General features: G+C 64.0%; 19 protein-coding genes. 15 read left to right on the top strand and 4 right to left on the bottom strand.

What is annotated here, in order from left to right; genetic code table 11:
* The first annotated feature begins 63 nt into the window (after positions 1–63).
* Together ACSQ20_RS17675 and rfaE2 are read left to right on the top strand one after the other, a co-directional pair.
* Positions 64–936 carry a ferritin-like domain-containing protein gene (locus ACSQ20_RS17675; protein ID WP_436022210.1) on the top strand — a complete coding sequence of 291 codons (873 nt, stop codon included), beginning with the start codon at positions 64–66 and terminating at the stop codon, positions 934–936.
* A gap of 21 nt (positions 937–957) precedes the next feature.
* Positions 958–1443 carry a D-glycero-beta-D-manno-heptose 1-phosphate adenylyltransferase gene (gene rfaE2 / locus ACSQ20_RS17670; RefSeq protein WP_436022208.1) on the top strand — a complete coding sequence of 162 codons (486 nt, stop codon included), beginning with the start codon at positions 958–960 and terminating at the stop codon, positions 1441–1443.
* A gap of 22 nt (positions 1444–1465) precedes the next feature.
* On the opposite strand, the gene ACSQ20_RS17665 is transcribed toward rfaE2, so the two are convergent.
* From ACSQ20_RS17665 to ACSQ20_RS17655, 3 genes are all read right to left on the bottom strand, one after another.
* Positions 1466–1705: a hypothetical protein gene (locus ACSQ20_RS17665; RefSeq protein WP_436022206.1), complete on the bottom strand. Its 240-nt coding sequence runs from the start codon at positions 1703–1705 to the stop codon at positions 1466–1468.
* A 70-nt stretch (positions 1706–1775) separates the two neighbouring features.
* Positions 1776–2594 carry a type III pantothenate kinase gene (locus tag ACSQ20_RS17660; protein ID WP_436022204.1) on the bottom strand — a complete coding sequence of 273 codons (819 nt, stop codon included), beginning with the start codon at positions 2592–2594 and terminating at the stop codon, positions 1776–1778.
* A complete protein-coding gene (locus tag ACSQ20_RS17655) occupies positions 2591–3583 on the bottom strand; it encodes a biotin--[acetyl-CoA-carboxylase] ligase (RefSeq protein WP_436022202.1) in 993 nt (330 codons plus the stop codon). The genes ACSQ20_RS17660 and ACSQ20_RS17655 overlap by 4 nt, the downstream gene beginning before the upstream one ends.
* 115 nt (positions 3584–3698) lie before the next feature.
* On the opposite strand from ACSQ20_RS17655, the gene ACSQ20_RS17650 reads away from it, so the two are divergent.
* The 8 genes from ACSQ20_RS17650 to ACSQ20_RS17615 all read left to right on the top strand — a co-directional run bounded on the left by ACSQ20_RS17650 (position 3699) and on the right by ACSQ20_RS17615 (position 10334).
* A complete protein-coding gene (locus ACSQ20_RS17650; RefSeq protein WP_436022200.1) occupies positions 3699–4826 on the top strand; it encodes an MlaE family ABC transporter permease in 1128 nt (375 codons plus the stop codon).
* A complete protein-coding gene (locus ACSQ20_RS17645) occupies positions 4826–5704 on the top strand; it encodes an ABC transporter ATP-binding protein (protein WP_436022198.1) in 879 nt (292 codons plus the stop codon). The genes ACSQ20_RS17650 and ACSQ20_RS17645 overlap by 1 nt, the downstream gene beginning before the upstream one ends.
* Before the next feature lie 63 nt (positions 5705–5767).
* Complete coding sequence (locus ACSQ20_RS17640; RefSeq protein WP_436022196.1) at positions 5768–6733, top strand: MlaD family protein; 966 nt, start codon at positions 5768–5770, stop codon at positions 6731–6733.
* A gap of 38 nt (positions 6734–6771) precedes the next feature.
* Positions 6772–7431, top strand: coding sequence for an ABC-type transport auxiliary lipoprotein family protein (locus tag ACSQ20_RS17635; RefSeq protein ID WP_436022194.1), 660 nt, complete (start codon positions 6772–6774; stop codon positions 7429–7431).
* Positions 7432–7525: 94 nt separating this feature from the next.
* Entirely contained in the window at positions 7526–7849 is a 324-nt protein-coding gene (locus ACSQ20_RS17630) for a (2Fe-2S) ferredoxin domain-containing protein (RefSeq protein ID WP_436022192.1), read from the top strand.
* A gap of 59 nt (positions 7850–7908) precedes the next feature.
* Entirely contained in the window at positions 7909–8535 is a 627-nt protein-coding gene (locus tag ACSQ20_RS17625) for an alpha/beta hydrolase (protein WP_436022190.1), read from the top strand.
* Between the two features lie 333 nt (positions 8536–8868).
* Positions 8869–10044 carry a D-alanyl-D-alanine carboxypeptidase family protein gene (locus ACSQ20_RS17620; RefSeq protein ID WP_436023210.1) on the top strand — a complete coding sequence of 392 codons (1176 nt, stop codon included), beginning with the start codon at positions 8869–8871 and terminating at the stop codon, positions 10042–10044.
* Positions 10041–10334 carry a DUF493 family protein gene (locus tag ACSQ20_RS17615; protein WP_436022188.1) on the top strand — a complete coding sequence of 98 codons (294 nt, stop codon included), beginning with the start codon at positions 10041–10043 and terminating at the stop codon, positions 10332–10334. Before ACSQ20_RS17620 ends, ACSQ20_RS17615 begins: the two co-directional genes overlap by 4 nt.
* 25 nt (positions 10335–10359) lie before the next feature.
* Here ACSQ20_RS17615 and ACSQ20_RS17610 read toward each other — a convergent pair whose 3' ends face one another.
* Positions 10360–11325 (bottom strand): transcriptional regulator GcvA, encoded by a 966-nt coding sequence (locus ACSQ20_RS17610; protein WP_436022186.1) that lies wholly within the window; start codon positions 11323–11325, stop codon positions 10360–10362.
* Between the two features lie 100 nt (positions 11326–11425).
* Here ACSQ20_RS17610 and ACSQ20_RS17605 point away from each other — a divergent pair, with 100 nt between their 5' ends.
* The 5 genes from ACSQ20_RS17605 (at position 11426) to ACSQ20_RS17585 (ending at position 17593) form a co-directional block, all read left to right on the top strand.
* The gene (locus tag ACSQ20_RS17605) at positions 11426–11752 is read left to right on the top strand and encodes a DUF2917 domain-containing protein (RefSeq protein WP_436022184.1); all 327 of its coding nucleotides are present in this window, start codon (positions 11426–11428) and stop codon (positions 11750–11752) included.
* 108 nt (positions 11753–11860) lie between these two features.
* On the top strand, positions 11861–12679 hold the full coding sequence (gene lipB, locus ACSQ20_RS17600; RefSeq protein ID WP_436022182.1) for a lipoyl(octanoyl) transferase LipB: 819 nt from the start codon (positions 11861–11863) through the stop codon (positions 12677–12679).
* Entirely contained in the window at positions 12676–13701 is a 1026-nt protein-coding gene (gene lipA, locus ACSQ20_RS17595) for a lipoyl synthase (protein ID WP_436022180.1), read from the top strand. The genes lipB and lipA overlap by 4 nt, the downstream gene beginning before the upstream one ends.
* A gap of 627 nt (positions 13702–14328) precedes the next feature.
* Entirely contained in the window at positions 14329–15624 is a 1296-nt protein-coding gene (locus ACSQ20_RS17590) for a dicarboxylate/amino acid:cation symporter (protein WP_436022178.1), read from the top strand.
* 61 nt (positions 15625–15685) lie between these two features.
* Entirely contained in the window at positions 15686–17593 is a 1908-nt protein-coding gene (locus tag ACSQ20_RS17585; protein ID WP_436022176.1) for a sensor histidine kinase, read from the top strand.
* Positions 17594–17627: the final 34 nt, after the last annotated feature.

Raw genomic sequence — 17627 nt, 5'->3', positions numbered from 1 at the left:
GCGGTGCATTTGCAGCAATGTTGAGAACGACGAGTCGCAAATGGGCAGACGAGGGGTGGGACGATGAACACCATGCTTTATCCGGAACTTTATAGATCGCTCGAGTCGGTTCGATGGGATATGGAGAAGGACATCCCATGGGATCAGTTCGACGCGTCGCTGCTGACGGACGAGCAGGCGGCCACAATCAAGATGAACGCGATCACGGAGTGGTCGGCGTTGCCCGCGACGGAAATGTTCCTGCGCGACAATCATCACGACAGCGATTTCTCCGCTTTCATGAGTGTATGGTTCTTCGAGGAGCAAAAGCATTCGCTGGTGCTGATGGAGTATCTGCGGCGCTTTAGGCCCGAGCTCGTGCCGAGCGAGGAAGAACTGCACGCGGTGCGCTTCGAATTCGATCCCGCGCCGCCGCTCGAAACGCTGATGCTGCACTTTTGCGGTGAGATTCGCTTGAACCACTGGTATCGGCGCGCGGCCGAATGGCATACCGAGCCGGTGATCAAGCATATCTACGAGACGATTTCGCGCGACGAAGCGCGTCATGGCGGCGCCTATCTGCGCTATATGAAAAAAGCGCTCGTGAATTGCGGCGACGCTGCCCGTGCCGCGTTCGCCAAGATCGGCGTGCTGATGGCCTCGGCCCGGCGCACCGAAAAGCCGCTGCACCCGACCAATCTGCACGTCAATCGCGATCTGTTCCCGCGCGATACGATTCAATCGCGGCTGCCCGACCCCGAATGGCTCGAACGCTGGCTCGACGAGCAGATTCGCTTCGACGACGGCTGGGAAAAGAAGGTTGTCGAGCGCATCTTGCACAACTTGTCGCTGCTCTTCGAGCGCACGTTCTCGACGGCGCAAGAACTGAACCGCTATCGCAAGGAAGTGACGTCGCGCCTGCAGGCACAAGGCTCGACCGAACATCAGGCGGCCTGAGCCGTCGGCGCGCCGCCCAGCATGACCGCTTCCTTCGAACGCAAGATCGTCTCCCGAGACACGCTGGCCGCGCGCCGGGCCTCGCTTGGCGCACCGGTCGTATTCACGAACGGTGTATTCGACATCCTTCATCGTGGGCACGTCACATACCTCGCTGACGCCAAGGCGCTCGGCGCGTGCCTGATCGTCGGCGTCAACAGCGACGCGTCGGTGCGCATGCTCGGCAAGGGCGATGACCGGCCGATCAACCGCGAGCAAGACCGCATGGCGTTGCTGGCCGCGCTTGAAAGCGTCGATTGGGTGGTGCTGTTCGAGGAAAAAACGCCTGTCGACCTGATCGAGGCGTTGCACCCCGACGTGCTCGTCAAAGGTGGCGATTACGACATGGACGCACTACCCGAGTCGGCGCTTGTGCGCGGCTGGGGTGGCCGCGCGCTCGCCATTCCGTTCCAGCACGATCGCTCGACCACTGCGCTGCTTCGGAAAGTCCGCTCGCAGGCCCGCTAAACGTTGCCGGTGCCCGCCGTTGCTACTGAGCGAGCGGCGCGGCTGCCACGGTGGGCTCCGGTGCCGGCTTGCCGACGATGGCTTGCTCGCCCGCCTCGGCGGCCGTGATCGGTTGTGCCCTCAGCCACTCCGGGTGGATCTGCCGGTTCAGATGATGCGGCTCGCGCGGGCCCGACGCGGGCAACGGCGCAAGCCTGCCGCTTGCGAGCACGAAGGCGATCGCATTGGCGAGCACGAGAATGACGATCAGCCAGCGCAACATCGGTCCGTCTCCATCGTTCGTTCGAAATCAACTGTCAAAAGCCGGAAGGCACAATGCGCGCCTGGGGCGCTCATCTTCTACCTTCGGCTGCAATCAGCGCAAGCCCCGCGAGAACCAGCGAATCGTGCCGTACGAACGGCACGCTGAGCGCATGCGCGACTTCATCGGCGCCGCCGCCACTCAATACGAGACGCACCGGCGTTTTCCAGGCGCGTGCAAGCTCATCGCAAGCGCGTTCGATCAGGCCGATCTGCGCGAGTAGCGAGCCGGCCGAGATTGCGTGCGGCGTGTCCGTTGCGAACCATTCGTGCGCAAACGCATCGCCGGCGAGCCTGCGGGCCGAATCGGCGCCCAGTGTCGGCAATTGCGCGGTGTGTTCGCCCAGCGCGCGCATCATCAGCGGCCAGCCCGGCGCAATGAGCCCTCCCTCGAACCGGCCGTTGGCGCGCAACGCTTCCAGCGTCGTGGCGGTGCCGAGCGTCGCGATCAGCAGGTCTTCGCCGGGGAATGCCGCGCGCGCGCCGATCATGGCCGCCCACCTGTCGCTGCCAAGCCGCGACGGTTCCGCGTAGCTGTTCGTCACGCCGCATTGATGCGCGAGCGCGCGAATCGTCGTGCGCGGCAGGCCCGGCCAAGCGGCGTCGATGAGGTCGCCGATGTGCTCGCCCGCCGCTGGGCCGGCGACGTTCGAAATCCATGCGCTCGCCGGGCGCTCCGGCAACGACGGCCAATCCGGCGCGGTCTCGTGTTTTAGCGCTAGCGCGCTTTCCGAGCGGGCGCCGCGATGCGCAAACACGCCCGCATGCAACGTGGGACCGGCTGCATCGACGAGCGACCATTTGATTCGGCTGTTGCCCGCATCGATCAACAGGAAAGGACCGGGCTTCATGGCGGTGACGTTGACGATGACGCTGTCGAGTCGGATGACGTTGACATCGCAGACGCAAGGCGTAGCGAAACATCGCCAGTGGCAATCGCCTGCACGCCGGCGTCCGTCGCGAGCAGCAGCTGTCCTTTCTCGTCGACGCCGAGCGCTCGTCCGCTTGCAAGCGGGATGCCGTGCTCGAGCAGCACGACGTCGCGTTCCGCATAGGCGTGATAAGTGCTCCAACGGGCGCGAAAAGCGGCGAACCCCGCGACGGCGAATTCATCGAGCGCAGACGAAACCCCTGCCAGGGCGGCCGCGAGGGTGTCGGTTAGATTGGCGGCGGGCACGACTTGGGCGAGGGCGGCCGGCGCGGTGGGTCGTGCGAGCGCGAGCGCCGGTGTTGACACCGTTGCCTTCGCGATGGCCGCGGCCAACTCCCGTTCGAGCGCTTCGTTGCGGCGCACGTTGATGCCGATGCCGATCACGACGGCGGTATCGCTCGCCGTGCTCCATGCTGTTTCGGTCAGAATGCCGGCGAGCTTGCCGCCATCGAGCAGGAGGTCGTTGGGCCATTTCAGCGCGATGCGAGCGGCATCGCGCTCGCCGAGGCCCGCCAGCGTGCGCAACCGTTCGACGAGCACCGTGCCGACGGCCAGACTCAAGCCGGCCAGCCCGGCAACCGGGCGTGGCACGATGCAAGCGAGCGAGAACATCAGCGCGTCGCCCGCTTGCGCATGCCAAGTCCGGCCTTGCCGGCCGCGTCCCGCGGTTTGCAGGTAGGCGACGCGCACCGCGTGCACACCGGGCGCCGGGTTCTCGCGCGACAGCGCTTTCATCCGTTGCACGAGGTCGGTGTTGGTCGAACCCGTCTCGTCGACGATCTCGAGCTTGGACACGTCGATGCCCGGTGCCGATGCGAGCGCGCGCGCGCCATCGATACGCCAATCGTCAGCAATGGCGGCGCGTGCGGGCCCGGTCGGCGCCGGCGCGAAAAAGGAAGTATCGGTCATGGCGTGTATTGTAGTGGCGCTGCCGCGCCGCCGCCGATTAAGCCGGGTGCGGGCGGCTTGGCGGCTGGCTACAATGGCCGCTGTCGTGTGACTGGATTGACTGGAGCCTCCGTCCTTGGAATTCGATACCCCGCCTGGCCTGCAGATCGCCACCGGCACGCCCGGGCCGTTGGTGCGGCTGTCCGGGCAATGGACGGCGTTGGCGCTCGCGCGCGACCACGCCCGTGCGGGCGCGACGACGCGGTTGGTCTCGTTGCGGGGCAGTCCGTCGGCGCAGTGGGACTTGTCGGCCGTCGAGCGAATGGACCATGTCGGTGCACAGGCGCTTTGGAGTGTGTGGGGGCGCAAGATGCCCGAGCATGTCGCGCTGACCGATACGCAGCGTGATATTTTTTCGCGCATTGCCGTGCTCGAGACGCAGCGCGAAGAACCGGAGCCTGTCGTGCGGGTCGGTCCGATCACGGCGCTCGGCCAAGCGATTTTTGCGTTCACCGAGCACGCGTACGACGGCGTCGCCATGTTCGGCCGCGTCGCACTCGATGCGCTGAGCGTATTGCGCCACCCGTCGAGCGCGCCATGGACCGAAATTTCCGCGAACGTGTACAACGCCGGCACGAAGGCGCTGCCGATCACGGCACTCGTCGCGTTTCTGATCGGCATCGTGCTCAGCTATTTGTCGGCGCAGCAGTTGCGTCTGTTTGGCGCGAATCAGTACATCGTCAATATTCTCGGGCTTTCCGTGATTCGCGAGTTGGGCCCCGTGCTGTCCGCGATTCTGGTCGCGGGCCGCTCCGGTTCCGCCATTACCGCGCAAATCGGCGTAATGCGCGTGACGGAGGAGCTCGACGCCATGCGCGTGATGGGCATTCCGCACGGGTTGCGAATCACGCTGCCACGCGTGATCGCGCTCGCCGTCGCCATGCCGCTGCTCGTGATGTGGACCAATGTCATCGCGTTGACGGGCGGGGCGCTCGCGGCGCAGGTCGCGCTCGGCATCGACATGAACTATTTCGCGCGGGCACTTCCGAAAGTGGTGCCGATCGCGAACCTGTACATCGGCCTCGGCAAAGGCGTCGCGTTTGGCATCCTCATTGCGCTCGTGGCTTGCCATTTTGGGTTTCGCATCAAGCCGAATTCGCAAAGCCTCGGTGCCGGCACGACATCGTCGGTCGTCACGTCGATCACCGTTGTCATCCTTGCCGATGCGATATTTGCGATCGTCTTTCAGAACGTGGGGATCTGATGACCGCACCGCTTTCCGCCGCCGTTCGCGATTGTCCGCCGCCCACTATCGCCGGCAAGGTCATCGAGGTGCGCGATCTGACCAAGTGCTACGGCAGCAATATCGTTCACGAGCATCTCGACTTCGACGTGCGGCACGGCGAAATCGTGTCGATCGTCGGAGGCTCGGGTTCGGGCAAGACGACACTGGTGCGGCAGATTCTCGGCCTCGAAGCGCCGAGTTCAGGCTCGATTTTCGTCTTCGGCGAAGATACCGCGAAGATCGATGCGGCCTCTGTTCGTCTTATGCGCAGCCGTATCGGCATGCTTTTTCAGCAAGGCGCGCTGTTCTCCTCCTTATCCGTCTTCGATAACGTCGCGCAACCGCTGCGCGAGCTGGGGCGCGTGCCGCGCAAACTGCTGCACGATATCGTGATGCTCAAGCTCGAGATGGTCGGGCTGCCCTGCAAACATGCGTCGAAGATGCCGTCGGCGTTGTCCGGAGGCATGGTCAAGCGTGTCGGCATTGCGCGCGCGCTCGCGCTTGAGCCCGAACTGCTCTTTCTCGATGAACCGACGGCCGGGCTCGATCCGCAATCGTCCGAGGAGTTCGTCGAGCTGATCGCGACGTTGCATCGCGCGCTCGGCCTCACCGTCGTGATGGTGACCCACGATCTCGATACGATGATGTCGCTCTCGACGCGCGTTGCCGTCATCGCCGATCGTAAAGTTCTCGTGGCCGCGCCCGTTGAGGAAGCGGCCGGCGTCGATCATCCGTTTATCCGCGAGTTCTTTCTCGGCCGCCGCGGGCGCCGCGCGCTCCAAGCGCTGCCGCCCGAGCGCCGCGCGAAGCTGCCGCCGGCCGCGCTCGTATCGGCTTCGACGGAGGTCTCGCTTTGATGCGCCCCACCGCGATGGTTACGGTCACGGCGCCGGCCGCCAGACATCTTTCAGGAATCGGCAATGGAAAACAAATCGCATGCGTTCTGGGCTGGGCTGTTTGCGATTGGCTTGACGGTGGCCATCGCGCTCACTGTCGTATGGTTCAACCTCGATCGTGCCGTGCGCATCCCGTATGACCTCGTTTCGCGCACAAGCGTGACAGGGCTCACGACCGATGCGCCGGTCCGTTATCGGGGCCTCGATGTCGGCAAGGTGCAATGGATTCGCTTCGACCCTCAGCATTCGGGTCAGATTCTGGTTCGCATTCTGGTTGACAAGACGGCGCCAATCACGCGCTCCACGTTCGGTTCGCTCGCCTTGCAAGGGGTGACCGGCCTCGCGTTCGTCCAACTCGACGATACAGGCACGGACCTCACGCACCTGTCGTCGACGTCCAAGCAGGTGGCGCAGTTGCCGATGCGCCCGGGTCTGCTCGATCAGTTGCAGCGGCGCGGTGACGCATTGTTGAACGAGCTCGAAAGCGTGGCCATGCACGCCGACGCAATGCTCTCGCCCGAGACGCACGCGCAATTGATGGCCGCGACGGCGAGCCTGCAACAGGCGGCCGATGCGGTGACGGCGCTTGCACGCACGGCAGGGCCGGCCGCGCAGCAGCTGCCGGACACGCTCGCTCAGTTGCGGCGCACGCTGGCATCGGCCGATGCGCTTGCAACGACGCTGAATGCGCGGCACGGGCCGCTTTATGCGAACCTCGACAAACTGGGCACGGCGGCGGACCGCGCGGGAGCGGCGATTGCGCAGATGGATGCGTCGATTGAAGGCATGTCGGCACGCATCGAGTACGACACCTTGCCGCGCGTGAACGCGCTCGCCGGCGACGTCGGCGCAGCGGCGCGATCGATCGACCGGGCCGCCGGCGTGTTCGCCGAGAGCCCGCGCAGCGTGCTGTTCGGCGTGCGCGGCGCAGCGCCCGGCCCTGGCGAGGCCGGCTTCGCGTGGCCCGGCTCGCCCGCGACGACACATTGACGATACGCATTCGGCAAAAGCAAGGAAGGAAGCGACTTATGACAGGCTGTATCCGATTTCTAACGCCCGCGGGCGGCGCGTGGCGCATCTATTCGCTCTCGAGAAGCGCTGCTACGGCGATGGCGGCGCTTACCGTGCTGGCCGGATGTGCGCTGAGTGTCCCTCCGAATGTTTCGGACGTGCGCTACGATCTCGGGCCCCCGCCGGTGGCGAGCAGTACAAGCGGCCCGTTGCCGGCGGTGCGGATGTTCGAGGTGAAAGCGCCGCGCGCGCTCGACAGCGACGCGATTATCTACCGCATGAGCTACGTGGACCCGCGGCGCGCCGCGGCATACGCCCACAGTCACTGGACGATGGCGCCGGCGCAGTTGCTGACGCAGCGCTTGCGCGCGGAGTTGGCGGCGCGAGGAGCGGTGCTGGCGGGCGGTGAAACGGTGACGGCACCGCTTTTGACGGTCGATCTCGAGCAGTTCGAGCAGGTTTTCGATAGCGAAGGGGAAAGCCACGGTGCCGTCAAAGCGCGTGTCACGCTCACGCGCGGGGGGCAGGTGCTCGCGCAGCACACGTTCGTCGCGCGTGCGCCGGCGCAGATGCCGAGCGCGGCGGGCGGGGTCGGGGCACTGGCGGCGGCAAGCGACGACTTCATCGCGCAATTGATCGTCTGGCTTGGCATGCAGGCACCGATAGCGATGCAGTAATGCGGTTTTCCGCCCATCGGTTCTGCGCGCCAAGCGGGCAACGCCGCGCTCTCTTATAATCGGCCCCCTTGCCCGCTGCTGATCGAACGACGCCATGGATTCCTTTTTCAAATACCACGTCTTTTTCTGCCTGAATCAACGCGGCCCCGATGCCGATCGTCCGAGCTGCGCGAACTGCAACGCGGAGGCGATGCAGGAATACGCGAAAAAACGCGTGAAGAAGCTCGGCCTGGCGGGCCCGGGCAAGGTTCGGATCAACAAGTCGGGATGCCTCGACCGCTGCGAGTTGGGGCCGACCGTCGTCGTTTATCCCGAAGGCACCTGGTACACCTACATCGACGAATCCGATATCGACGAGATCGTCGAATCGCATCTGCTGAACGGCAAGGTCGTCGAGCGGCTCAAGATCGACCGTTGACTCGTTGCGTTGAATCGTCAAATTGTTGAACCGTTGAATCGAACCCAGGTGCTGCCGGCATGAACGCTCAAACGACCAAATTCCTGATCGATGGCCCCGTCGGCAAGATTGAAATCGCGCTAGATCTGCCCGGCACCGCGCCGCGCGGCATGGTGCTCGTTGCGCACCCGCATCCGCTGTTCGGCGGGACGATGGACAACAAGGTGGCGCAGACGCTCGCGCGCACGTTCGTGCAACTCGGCTACGCGGTCTATCGATCGAATTTTCGCGGCGTGGGCCAGACGGAAGGCGAACACGACCACGGCATCGGCGAACGTGACGATCTGATGGCCGTCATCGAGCACATGCGCGCACAGCCGGGGCAGGGCGAATGGCCGCTCGTGCTGGCGGGCTTTTCATTTGGCACGGCAGTGCTGTCGCATGTGGCCGTCAGGTTGCGCGAGGCAGGCGTCTCGATCGAGCGCATGGTGCTGGTAGGCACGGCCACGAGCCGCTGGGAGGTGGCACCCGTGCCGGAGAATACGCTCGTGATTCATGGCGAATTGGACGAGACGGTCGAGTTGACGTCGGTATTCGAGTGGGCGCGGCCGCAGGAACTGCCCATCGTCGTCATTCCCGGCGCCGAACATTTCCTGCATCGCAAGTTGCACATTCTCAAGCGCATCATCGTCGACGCGTGGCGGTAGCGCGCGGGCGCGGCGGCGTCATCACGCATACAGGTGGCCACAAAATGCAATTGCGACTCGGCTCGCCGCGTATAATGGGCGCAATTTTTTTGCGTTGACGCTTCGATCTTGAGGTCATTCAGAGTCCGAAGAGAGCCCGAAGAGAGCCCGAAGCGCCGGCGCGAACCGAACGCGTCACCGCGTGTCCAACCGCACGCCGTTCTCGCCGCAGCCGCGCCACGCCGCGCATGCTGCGCCCGGGCGGCCAAGCTGACCACTCTCGCACGAACTGATCCTATGCGCTCTTCCTTTTCCGGCACGTCGCCGTTGGCTTCGCCTGTCGTCCGCCCCTCGATGGTTCGCTTCGCGCAACTAAGTTTTGCTGTCGCCGCCGCGTTGGCGGCTGCGACCTATGCGCCTGCTGTCTTCGCGCAAGTGCCGCCGCCGGCGGTCACCGCGCGCTCGTGGGCGCTCGTCGATGCCACGAGCAACCAGGTGCTCGTCTCGGGCAACGCCAACGAGCGGGTGGAACCGGCGTCGCTGACCAAGCTGATGACGGCTTATCTCGTCTTCGAAGCGCTGCATACCAAGAAGATTTCGATGGACCAGGTCGTCACGCCGAGCCTCGCGGTGCGCCGCGTGCGCAATGACGAATCGCGCATGTTCATCGAGGCCGAAAAGCCTGTGACGGTGCACGATCTCGTCTACGGCATGATCGTGCAGTCGGGCAACGACGCCGCAATCGCGCTGGCCGAACTCGTCGGCGGGACGGAAACGCATTTCGTCGACATGATGAACGCCGAAGCGGCCAAGCTCGGCATGAAGAACACGCACTATGCCGACGTCAACGGCATGCCCGATCCGCAGCACTACACGACCGCAGCCGACCTCGCCACGCTCTCAGCCCATCTGATTCGCGATTACCCCGAGTACTACGCCATCTTCGCGGTCAAGGAATTCACCTATAACAAGATCAAGCAGCCGAACCGCAATCGTCTGTTGTGGCTCGATCCGACCGTCGACGGCCTCAAAACGGGGCACACCCAGGCGGCCGGTTATTGCCTGATCGCGTCGGCCAAGCGTGCACTGCCGGGCGTGCCGGATGCATCGCGCCGGCTCGTCAGCGTCGTGATGGGCGAGCAAAAGGAGCATGAGCGCGTACAGGACAGCATGAAAATGCTGAACTACGGCTACAGCGCGTATGACGCCGTTCGCCTCGTGAAGGCGAACCAAGTCGTGCAAACACCGCGCGTCTACAAGGGCGCGGCGAACAGCGTGCCGGTCGGCGTGAAGAGCGACCAGTACATCACGCTGCCGCGGGGCATGGGCGACAAGGTCAAGCAGCAGGTTACGCTGAATGCGCCGCTCATTGCGCCGATCGCCGACGGGCAGCAACTGGGGACGGTGCAGATGGTGGCGGACGGCAAGGCGCTCGCGCAATTCCCGATCGTCGCGCTCAAGGCGGTGCCGCAAGCCGGTATCGGTGGCCGCGTGTGGGATTCGCTGATGCTGATGTTCAGTAAGAAGTGACGGCCAAGGAGCGAAACGAAATGAGTCCGGAGAGCGATTCGCTGTTCGAGTTTCCGTGCGATTTCCCGATCAAGGTGATGGGGCGCGCGCACCCGGACTTCGCCGAAACCATCGTCGAGGCAGTTCGCCCGTTCGACGCAAGTTTCGATGCGTCGCGCATCGAAACGCGCGCGTCGAGCGGCGGCAACTACACCGGCTTGACGATTACGGTGCGTGCCGTGAGCCGCGAGCAACTCGACGATATTTATCGCGCGCTTACCGGCCACCCGATGGTGTCGGTCGTTCTGTAGGCGTTTTGGCGGCGAGTGGCCGGCATCAGCCCGTGCCGGCCGCTGCGAGCGAACTATCGACATCGGTGCGCGCCTCGTTCCAGCAGGCCTTCTCGTAATACGCGCGAAAGCGCTTCACTTCGGCGAAGATCCAGGTGCGGAACGCCTGCACGCGCGCGCTCGGCAGCAACGATGGCGGGCACACGAAGTAGTAGCTCGCCTCGGTTGTCGCATCGATATCGAACAAATGCACAAGCCGGCCGGCCGCAATCTCGTGCATCGCAATCGAGCGTCGTAACAGCGCGATGCCTTGCCCGTCGACGGCCGCCTGCACAAGATTTGACGAATCCTGATAAAGCACGCCGCGCCGCGGCTCGCTGACGTTCGCGAGCCCCGCGGCGTCGAACCATGGCCGCCACAACTCGTCGTCCGAGCGCAGCAGGCGGGCACCTGCCAGGTCGGCCGGGGTTTTCGGCAAATTGCCACCGTTGAAGGTCGGCGCGCACACCGGGAAAAAAACCTCGTCGAGCAGCGGCTCGACATGCAGGTCGGGATAGTGGCCGCCGCCGTAGCGAATCGCCACATCCACATCATCGCGCGAGAAATCGGTCAGATTGTTGGTCGACACCAGTTCGACGTCGATCTGTGGATTGCGCTCGATGAAGCTGCCGATGCGCGGCGTAATCCACCGAGCCGAAAACGAGGACGCCGACGAAACGATGAGGCGGCGCTCACGGTCGGCCGCCCGGACGTCGTGCGTGGCATCGGCCAGCGCCATCAGCGCCGCACGCACGGCTTTGGCGTAGCGGCTGCCCGTCTCCGTTAGCCGCACGCGCTTGCCGTCGCGCGCGAAGAGCGCCGCGCCGAGCTCCGTTTCGAGCGCGCGTATCTGGTGGCTGACCGCGCCATGGGTGACGAAAAGCTCGTCGGCCGCGCGCGAAAAGCTCTGGTGGCGGGCGGCGGCCTCGAACATCTTGAGTGCGTTCAGCGGGGGCAGTTGTCGCAGGTTCATTGTGAATCCAGCTCACATAGCCGTGAGAATTGATCGTTTTACGCACACCCTGTGCGCGCCTACGATTCTAGTCATCGAAGGCACTTAACGGGAAACGATCATGCGACAAATCTCCTCAAGCATCACGTTCGAAATCGAGCCGGGCGAAACGGTTCCGATGATGATTGCTCACAGCACGCGGCTGACGGTCGAGGGTGCGGCGGTGTGGGCCACGCGCAGCAACGACGTCGAGGATTACTGGCTGCGTCCCGGTGGCGCGCTGCATCTGCGGCGTGGCGAGCGGCTGTGGCTCAGCGTTGATGGCCAAGAGGCCGCGCGGGTGCGGTTCGTGGCGCCGCTTGCGCCCACCGCAATGATGGGGGCGTGGCTCGGTTCGCTCGCGCAGCGCGTGAGTGACCGTTGGCGCGGCGGTTTGCGCACGGTGTGAGCGGTGCCGCAGGCGGGGAGCGATAGCCCCCGCCCACCCGGGCGAACTCGGAGGAACGCGGATGAGGTCCGGCGTCATTGGGCCGATTCCTGTAAACTGCCGCACATCATGTGTGCCGCGTCGAGTCCCGAATTGCTTGCCCCGTCGTCTGTCTTACCCGAAAAGACGGTGCCGGCCGCGGCTCGCGAACACCTTGGCCGCGGTCATGGTCACCGCCCAGCGTTCAATGTGCTCTGGCGCGGGCTCGAGCCGTACGAGGCGAGCTTCGCCGCGATGCGCGCGTTCACCGATGCGCGCACCGAGGCCACTCCAGACGAAATCTGGCTCGTCGAGCATCCGCCCGTCTTTACGCTGGGTCAAGCCGGCAACCCCGCGCATCTGCTTGCGGCTGATCCGGCTATCGCGCTGGTCAAGGTCGATCGCGGGGGGCAGATCACTTATCACGGCCCGGGCCAGGTCGTCGCCTATTTGCTGTTGGACCTGCGCCGGCGCGATTTGCTCGTGCGCCAACTGGTCACGCTCATCGAGCAAGCCGTGATCGAGACGCTCGCGGCGTATAATCTCGCCGGCGAGCGCCGGGCGGGCGCCCCTGGCATTTACGTGGCGCCCGGGCCGGCTGCGGGCACGCACGCCGGCGCGAAGATCGCGGCGCTGGGCCTCAAGATTCGCAACGGATGCAGTTATCACGGCGTAAGCCTCAACGTGAGTATGGATTTGCGCCCGTTTCTAGCGATCAATCCATGCGGCTATGCCGGGCTCGAAACCGTCGATATGGCGACGCTTGGCGTCACCGCCGGTTGGCGCGACGTGGCTGGCACGCTTGCCACCCGCCTTGCGGCCAACTTCGACGCCGCCTTCGCCTCACGTGCCCCGCATGCGCTGCGCGCCCCTTGCGCACCTTGTTTACCGACTGGACCTACCGAATGACAGACGTTCACGCCCAACCGACCGGTTCCGCCACGGCGGGCACCGCCAACGCAGGCGATAGCGCCACCGCACCGTACGACGCCAGCGCGAAGCAAAAAGCGCAGGCCAAGACTGCTCGAATCCCGATCAAGATCGTGCCGATCGAAAGGCTGAAGAAGCCCGAGTGGATTCGCGTCAAAGCGGCGACGGGCAGTTCGCGGTTTAACGAGATCAAGCAGATCTTGCGTGAGCACAACTTGCATACCGTCTGCGAGGAAGCGAGCTGTCCGAACATCGGCGAGTGTTTTGGCAAGGGCACGGCCACGTTCATGATCATGGGCGACAAGTGTACGCGGCGCTGCCCGTTTTGCGACGTTGGCCACGGCCGCCCGGACCCGCTCGATGCCAACGAGCCGCTCAACCTTGCACGGACGATTGCGGCGCTCAAGCTCAAGTACGTAGTGATCACGAGTGTCGATCGCGACGATTTGCGCGACGGCGGCGCGGCGCATTTCGTCGAATGTATTGCGAAGGTGCGTGAGCTGTCGCCGCAAACGCGTATCGAAATTCTGACGCCCGATTTTCGCGGACGGCTCGATCGCGCGCTGTCGATCCTCACGAGCGCGCCGCCTGACGTGATGAACCATAACCTTGAGACCGTGCCGCGTCTGTACAAGGAGGCTCGCCCCGGTTCGGACTACGCGCACTCGCTCAAGCTGCTCAAGGACTTCAAGGCGCAGCATCCGGATGTGGCGACAAAATCGGGCCTGATGGTGGGGCTCGGTGAGACGGAGGAAGAGATTCTCCAGGTGATGCGTGACTTGCGTGCGCACGACGTCGACATGCTGACGATCGGCCAATATCTGCAGCCCTCGGAACATCATCTGCCGGTGCGTGCCTACGTGCACCCGGATATCTTCAAAATGTACGAGACCGAAGCGTACAAGATGGGGTTCACGCATGCGGCGGTGGGTGCGATGGTGCGATCGAGCTATCACGCCGATCTGCAGGCGCACGGCGCGGGCGTGACGGTGGATATTTAACGTCTGAGAGCGTTGAAGCTGCCAGCCACTGACTCGCTAAAAGACACTTATAAGAGGCGTATCGAGGGTTAATGGCCGCAATGTGCTGCATTTATGAGGCTTATGGAGCGGCCTCATGGATTGCACGCTGCCCGCATTGCTCTACGATCTCGTCCCCCAGGGGGCTGGCCGTCGCTTCTTGCTGGGCGAGTTGAACCTGTCGGATGGCCCTGACGGGGACTTCCCAAACCACGAGAGCGATAACGCCAGCATCATGCCGCGTCGGACACCCCCTACCCGTGAGGAGCAAAACGCCCTGCGCCGCGCCCTTCTACGAGCGGATCAGCTGTTCGGCTTGTGGGTCGGGTTTGTCCCGATCCGACGAAACTAATCCGACTCGCCGGCTTCAGGCTGACGGGAAATCGACAAACCGACGAGGCAGTTTCGAAAGGGGGCAGACTACTTCGTCCGGTTATCCGGATCGACGCCGGGGGCGATTCCAGCACGCCGGAATCGCGAGCCTCGGCATTCTGAAAAAGTCGTTAAAAATCAAAGGCATTAAGCCTCTCTCGCACTGGCATCAACCTTGCAAACGAGTGACCCGCGCCCGAAGTGGCCTACTCATTAATCCAAGCAAGGAGACAGGCAATGCCCCCGCTCAAGAAACCGTTTTATCGCATCCTCTACGTTCAGGTGATTGCGGCGATCATCGCGGGCGTGCTGCTCGGCCATTTTGCCAGCAAGCTCGCCATCGACATGAAACCGCTTGGCGACGCGTTCATCAGCCTCGTCAAGATGGTAATCGGGCCGATCATCTTCTGCACGGTCGTAACGGGCATCGCGGGGATGGAAGATATGAAGAAGGTGGGCCGCGTCGGCGGCAAGGCCCTTCTGTACTTCGAAATCGTGTCGACGTTTGCGCTGCTGCTAGGCTTGATTAGCACTCACCTGCTCAAGCCGGGTGCAGGCTTTAACGTCGATGTCGCCACACTCGACGGCAAGGCGGTTGCCTCGTATGCCTCGAAGGCGCACGGTCAGAGCACGGTCGACTTCTTCATGCATATCATTCCGAAGACGTTCACCGACGCGTTTGCGCAAGGCGAGATTCTGCAGATCCTGTTGATCGCGCTGCTCTTCGGCTCGGTGCTCGCTACCATCGGCGAGCGCGGCAAGCCCGTGACGAACTTCATCGAAAGCCTCTCGCATGTGCTGTTCGGCATCGTGCGCATCGTTACGAAGCTCGCGCCGATCGGTGCATTCGGCGCGATGGCGTTCACGATCGGCAAGTACGGCATCGGCTCGCTGCTGCCGCTGATGAAGCTGATCGGCACGTTCTATCTGACGGCCATTGTCTTCGTGCTGGTGGTGCTTGGCACCATCGCGCGGCTCGTCGGCTTCAACATTCTTCGCTTCATCGCCTACATCAAGGAAGAGATGCTGATCGTGCTTGGCACGAGCTCGTCCGAAGCGGCGTTGCCGCAGTTGATGGAAAAGCTCGAGAAGCTCGGTTGCTCGCGTTCGGTGGTCGGCCTCGTCGTCCCTACCGGTTATTCGTTCAATCTCGACGGCACGAATATCTATATGACGATGGCGGTGCTCTTCATTGCCCAGGCGACGAACACCGACCTCACGCTGACGCAGCAGCTCACGCTGATTGCCGTGGCGATGCTGACGTCGAAGGGCGCAAGCGGCGTAACCGGTGCCGGCTTCATCACGCTTGCCGCCACGCTCGCTGTCGTGCCGACGATCCCGCTGTCGGGCATGGTGCTGATTCTCGGTATCGACCGCTTCATGAGCGAGTGCCGCGCGCTCACGAACATCGTCGGCAACGGCGTGGCCGCTGTCGTCGTCTCGGCGTGGGAGAAAGAGCTCGATCGCGCCAAACTCGCGCGCGTGCTGCGCGGCGGTGCCGCCGCCGAGGTGACGGAAGTAGCAAGCGCTTGATGAGCGGCAGTGCGCCGGCCGCCGGGCCGGCGCCGGCGGATTGCTCGCGCGCTATGCCACAATGGTTCCTCGTCATCGCCCGGAATCCGCCACTGTGAAGCGCCGCCGCCTTGTCGTCGTATTCGCGCTCGCCGCGGTGCTGGCCGTGGTCTGTGTACTCACGTGGCGCGTGGCCTGGCGGCGTGGCATCGACGATCTCCAGCAGCAAGCGGCCGTGCGCTCCGATCGCACGGCAAACGCCCTCAAGGACACGCTCGATCGCTACGAGTCGCTGTCTTACCTGCTTGCCAGCCATCCGCTTGTCCAAGAGGCCCTCGAGCACCCGACGCCCGAGGCCATCTCGCGCGCCAACCGCTACCTCGAAGACGCCAACCGCCACGCGCATGCGACGGTTACATACATCGTTCGCGCCGACGGCCTATGCCTGGCGGCAAGCAACTGGAGCCAGGCCGACACCTTCGTCAGTTCCAACTACCAGTTCCGGCCGTATTTCGTCGATGCGATGAAAGGCGATGCCGGCCGGTTTTTTGGCATCGGTACTGTTTCGCACGTGCCTGGGTACTTCGTCTCCGAGCCGGTTTATCGCGATGGCCGCATCATCGGCGTGGCCGTCGTCAAACTCAATCTCGAATGGTTTCCCGGCAACGACGAAAACGAGCCCTTGCTCGTTGCTGACAATCACGGCGTCATTTTTTTGTCGTCGGTTCCGGCCTGGAAGTATCGCGCTACGGCGCCGCTGCCCGCCTCGATCAGCGAGACCATCGACCAGGCTCGCCAGTATGCGCGGAAGTCTCTCACGCCATTGCCGATCGCGCCCGTGCGCGTGCTCAACCGCGACGCGCAAATCGTGCGAGTGGGCGATGCGCGGTTTGGGCCGCATTATCTCGCCACGCGCCGTGCGCTCCGGGTGCCGGCCTGGCAGGTGATTTCGTTGTCTCCCATCGATCCCGTGGTGGCCGATGCGCGCAATGCCACGGCGGCTGTGGGTTTCGGCTTTGTTTCGGCCTGCCTGCTGGTGTTTTACTGGCGCACGCGTCGCGCGCGGCTGCGGGAAATGATGCGAGGCCGGGCGATGCTGCAGGCAGCCTATGCCGAGCTGAACGAGCGCGTAGCCGAACGAACCGCTGACCTTTCCGCAGCCAACGCGCGCTTGCAGACCGAGGTGAGCGAGCGCACGCGCGCGGAAAGCGAGTTGCGCGCCGCCCACGACGAGCTGGTGCAGACCAGCAAGCTGGCCGCGCTGGGGCAAATGGCGGCGGGTATCACGCACGAACTGAATCAGCCACTCGCCGCGCTGCGCGCGTTTTCTGACAATACGCGCGTGTTGCTCGAGCGCGGCGACCAGGTCTCGGCACGAGAAAACCTCGAGGCCATTTCGTCGTTGACCGAGCGCATGGGCAAGATCACCAACCAACTGAAGCTGTTCGTCGGCCGTGCGCAACCGCGCACTGCTCGCGCGCAGGTTGCGCGCGCGCTCAGCAACGCACTGAATGTCTTGCAAGTGCGGCTGAAGACCGTCGCGCTCGACGTCAGCATCCGCGACACAGAAACGGCTCATGGCGCCACCTCCGAATCGCTCGATCTGTCGGCCGATTACCCGGGGCTCGTTGCGTACTGCGACGATTTGCGCCTCGAACAGGCGCTCATCAACCTGGTCGGAAACGCGCTCGACGCAGTGGGCGAGACGGCCCATCCTCGTATCGCCATCGACGTCGATGCATCGTTTGCCACGCTTTCCATCACGGTGCGCGACAATGGGCCAGGCATTCCCGCCGATGTGCTGCCGCGGCTTTTCGAGCCCTTCTTTACGACGAAAGGCATGGGGCAAGGGTTGGGACTGGGTCTTGCGATCGCTTCTTCGATCGCACGGGATTGCGGTGGGGCGCTAAGCGCGCGCAATATGCCAGAGGGCGGCGCAGCTTTTGTGCTGACGCTGCGCCGGGCGATTGCGTCCCACTCCCATACTTAGGCCGAAGCGGGGTTGTGTGTATTGACTCAGTACT

Origin of the sequence: Trinickia sp. LjRoot230 (genome assembly GCF_964253315.1) — a bacterium.
In the GTDB taxonomy this organism is placed as follows: Bacteria; Pseudomonadota; Gammaproteobacteria; order Burkholderiales; family Burkholderiaceae; genus Trinickia.
This window is presented reverse-complemented; position numbering and strand designations above follow the sequence as displayed.

Excerpts from the sequence above, each read along its gene's own strand:
- ACSQ20_RS17675 (WP_436022210.1), top strand. The coding sequence starts at position 64 with ATGAACACCATGCTTTATCCGGAACTTTATAGATCGCTCGAGTCGGTT.
- rfaE2 (WP_436022208.1), top strand. The coding sequence starts at position 958 with ATGACCGCTTCCTTCGAACGCAAGATCGTCTCCCGAGACACGCTGGCC.
- ACSQ20_RS17665 (WP_436022206.1), bottom strand. The coding sequence starts at position 1,705 with ATGTTGCGCTGGCTGATCGTCATTCTCGTGCTCGCCAATGCGATCGCC.
- ACSQ20_RS17660 (WP_436022204.1), bottom strand. The coding sequence starts at position 2,594 with ATGAAGCCCGGTCCTTTCCTGTTGATCGATGCGGGCAACAGCCGAATC.
- ACSQ20_RS17655 (WP_436022202.1), bottom strand. The coding sequence starts at position 3,583 with ATGACCGATACTTCCTTTTTCGCGCCGGCGCCGACCGGGCCCGCACGC.
- ACSQ20_RS17645 (WP_436022198.1), top strand. The coding sequence starts at position 4,826 with ATGACCGCACCGCTTTCCGCCGCCGTTCGCGATTGTCCGCCGCCCACT.
- ACSQ20_RS17640 (WP_436022196.1), top strand. The coding sequence starts at position 5,768 with ATGGAAAACAAATCGCATGCGTTCTGGGCTGGGCTGTTTGCGATTGGC.
- ACSQ20_RS17635 (WP_436022194.1), top strand. The coding sequence starts at position 6,772 with ATGACAGGCTGTATCCGATTTCTAACGCCCGCGGGCGGCGCGTGGCGC.
- ACSQ20_RS17630 (WP_436022192.1), top strand. The coding sequence starts at position 7,526 with ATGGATTCCTTTTTCAAATACCACGTCTTTTTCTGCCTGAATCAACGC.
- ACSQ20_RS17625 (WP_436022190.1), top strand. The coding sequence starts at position 7,909 with ATGAACGCTCAAACGACCAAATTCCTGATCGATGGCCCCGTCGGCAAG.
- ACSQ20_RS17620 (WP_436023210.1), top strand. The coding sequence starts at position 8,869 with ATGGTTCGCTTCGCGCAACTAAGTTTTGCTGTCGCCGCCGCGTTGGCG.
- ACSQ20_RS17610 (WP_436022186.1), bottom strand. The coding sequence starts at position 11,325 with ATGAACCTGCGACAACTGCCCCCGCTGAACGCACTCAAGATGTTCGAG.
- ACSQ20_RS17605 (WP_436022184.1), top strand. The coding sequence starts at position 11,426 with ATGCGACAAATCTCCTCAAGCATCACGTTCGAAATCGAGCCGGGCGAA.
- lipB (WP_436022182.1), top strand. The coding sequence starts at position 11,861 with ATGTGTGCCGCGTCGAGTCCCGAATTGCTTGCCCCGTCGTCTGTCTTA.
- lipA (WP_436022180.1), top strand. The coding sequence starts at position 12,676 with ATGACAGACGTTCACGCCCAACCGACCGGTTCCGCCACGGCGGGCACC.
- ACSQ20_RS17590 (WP_436022178.1), top strand. The coding sequence starts at position 14,329 with ATGCCCCCGCTCAAGAAACCGTTTTATCGCATCCTCTACGTTCAGGTG.
- ACSQ20_RS17585 (WP_436022176.1), top strand. The coding sequence starts at position 15,686 with ATGGTTCCTCGTCATCGCCCGGAATCCGCCACTGTGAAGCGCCGCCGC.